Origin of the sequence: Patulibacter sp. NPDC049589, assembly GCF_040675535.1 — a bacterium.
In the GTDB taxonomy this organism is placed as follows: domain Bacteria; phylum Actinomycetota; class Thermoleophilia; order Solirubrobacterales; family Solirubrobacteraceae; genus Patulibacter.
Genome location: NZ_JBFAPC010000317.1, coordinates 1 through 2,247 on the forward strand (window position 1 = coordinate 1; position 2,247 = coordinate 2,247).

General features: G+C 78.1%; 1 protein-coding gene and 2 pseudogenes. All 3 read right to left on the reverse strand.

What is annotated here, in order from left to right; all coding sequences use genetic code 11:
- Nucleotides 1–339: pseudogene (locus AB0L40_RS27635) on the reverse strand (hypothetical protein); the annotation flags it as partial.
- Nucleotides 336–1,940, reverse strand: a complete 1,605-nt coding sequence (locus tag AB0L40_RS27640) for a hypothetical protein (RefSeq protein ID WP_364361993.1) — start codon at nucleotides 1,938–1,940, stop codon at nucleotides 336–338. The pseudogene AB0L40_RS27635 and the gene AB0L40_RS27640, both read right to left, overlap by 4 nt.
- A gap of 114 nt (nucleotides 1,941–2,054) precedes the next feature.
- A pseudogene (locus AB0L40_RS27645) lies at nucleotides 2,055–2,247 on the reverse strand (hypothetical protein); the annotation flags it as partial.

A 2,247-nucleotide genomic window follows, 5' to 3' on the forward strand; every position in this document is an offset into this window, starting at 1 on the left:
GGCGCCGCCGGTCGCCCCGCGGCCTGCGGTCGGTCCCGTGCTCGCGTCGGCCGCCGGACCCGTGCCCCGACGCTCGTCGCCGGCCGGGCGCTCCGGCGCTCCGGCGGCCGCATCGGCGTCCGCCGCCCCGCGCCGGCCCTTCAGCCAGCGGAGGGACCGCTCGACCTTCGGCGCGTTCTCCCGGCCCTGCTCGCCCGCCGCACCGGCGGCCGGGGCCTTGCGGTCCCGGTCGTCACCGGCGCCGCGGCCCTTCCGGCCCTTGCCGTCCTCGCCCTTCGGATCCTCCGGACGCGGCCGGCCGGGGCGCGGGCGCTCGTTGCGGGGGATCGCCGGGCTCATCGCGGATCCACCCGGACGACGGTGGCCCGGCGGCTCACCGGCTTCCACGGCCACGTGTCGCCCTCGCCGGGGACGAGCGCGCGGAAGGCGAAGAGCGTCGGCCGCGAGACCTTCGTGAAGCGGTGCCGCCACTGCCAGCGGCCCGTGGCGGTCGTGCGCACGGCGGCGACGGTCCGGTAGCGGCCGCTGACGATCGTCTGGATGCGGATGCGGACGCCGGCCTTCGCCGGGCCCGCGCCGCCGAGGCGACCGGAGAGGACGAGCAGCGCGCCGGTGCGCAGGCGGGTCGTCGACGGGATCGCGGTGACGCGCAGGCCCGTCCGCAGGCGGATGCTGCCGCTGACGGTGCCGCTCGAGATGTCGGCGGCACCCGCGACCGTCCACGCGCCCTCGGGCAGGACCGGCGCCACGAAGCGCCCGTTGCGGCCGGTGCGGACGGTCGGCAGGGCGATGGTCTTCGGCGTCGCCGCTCCGGTCTGCGTGCGCGTGAGCCGGACGGCGACCCCGGCCAGCGGCGTGCCGCCGAGAGTCCGCAGGTAGCCCGTCGGGCGGCGACGGCCCTCCTTGGTGCTCGTGCCCTGGAAGGTCAGTCGCGCGGTCGCGCCCGGCGCGGTGGTCGCCGAGGACACCGGCACCGGCACGGAGCCCTGCGGCGCCGGGCCCGGATCGTTGCTGCCGTCCGCGGACACGGTGAACGGCACGGGGCCGAGCGGGACGGCGTTGCCGGCGGCGTCGACGACGGTCCCGGTGAGGACGTGGTCGCCCTTGCGCAGGGCGCCCGTGTCGACGCTGAACGTCGTCGAGCGGGTCAGCGGGCACGGCTGGGGCTGCGTGTACGGGACCGTGCAGGCCCCGCCGCTGTCGGACCGCGCGGCCCGGCCGCCGTCGACGTTGGCCACGATCGACGCCACGCCGCCGCCGGCGTCCGCCGTCGCGACGGTGAGCGAGCGCGCGACGCGGTCCTCGTCCTTCAGCGTGCCGCCGGTGCTCGTCACCGTCGGCATGCGCGGGTCGTCGAGGACCACGCGGGAGCGGGTCAGCGTCGCCTCGGCGGCGGGCGTCGCGTTGGCGCAGGTGTCCTCGCCGCACCCGGCGGAGACCACGAGGCCGCCGAGCGACACGCCCTTGCCGCTCAGGGGCGGGGCGCCGACCGCGCAGACCGTCTGGAACGTCAGGTTGCCGCCCGAGCACGCCGGCCCGAGCACGCCGGCGGGGTCGACGGACGACACGCCGGCGACGTAGCCGGCGGAGAAGAAGCCGCCGACCGACGCGCGCAGGGTGCGCTGCAGCTCGTACTCGGAGATCCGCGTGCCGGCGGGCGCGGTGAACGTCAGCGTGCCGGACCCGCGCACGTTGGAGCGGCCCCCGGCGACCCCGGCCTGCATCCCGCCCGCGCAGTCCGCGGAGGCCGCACCGCCGGTGCCGGTCGTCCCGGGCGACCAGGCGGACCCGGGGAGCGCGGCGCCGTCCGGGCCCTGGCAGGACCACACGGTGTACGGGGTCGCGGAGGCGGACCCGGCGAACAGCAGGACCGCGGCGACGGACGCCAGGAGAACCCCGACGGGGCCGGTGTGGGAGCGACGGAGAGCAGCGGACCTCACGACGCGTGATGGTACGGCGGACGCCGGTCCTCCGGGGCGGTTCGTTCGCCCCCGGCCCCGGCGGCCCCCCGGATCGTGGGGTGAGAGAGCCGGGAACGCCCCGGCCGTGCCGGGCTACGGTGCGTACCGCGTCCAGCGTGTGTGCCGGTCGCCGGCTCGAAGCCGTCCCGTCCCCGTGCGTCGCCGCGCCCACCGACCGCGGCGACGCGCATGCAGGATCTTCGACGCCATCTCCTCGACGGTCGCCATCAGCTGGTCGCGCGGCACGACGCGGTTGACGAGGTGCACCTCCTTCGCGCGCTCCGCC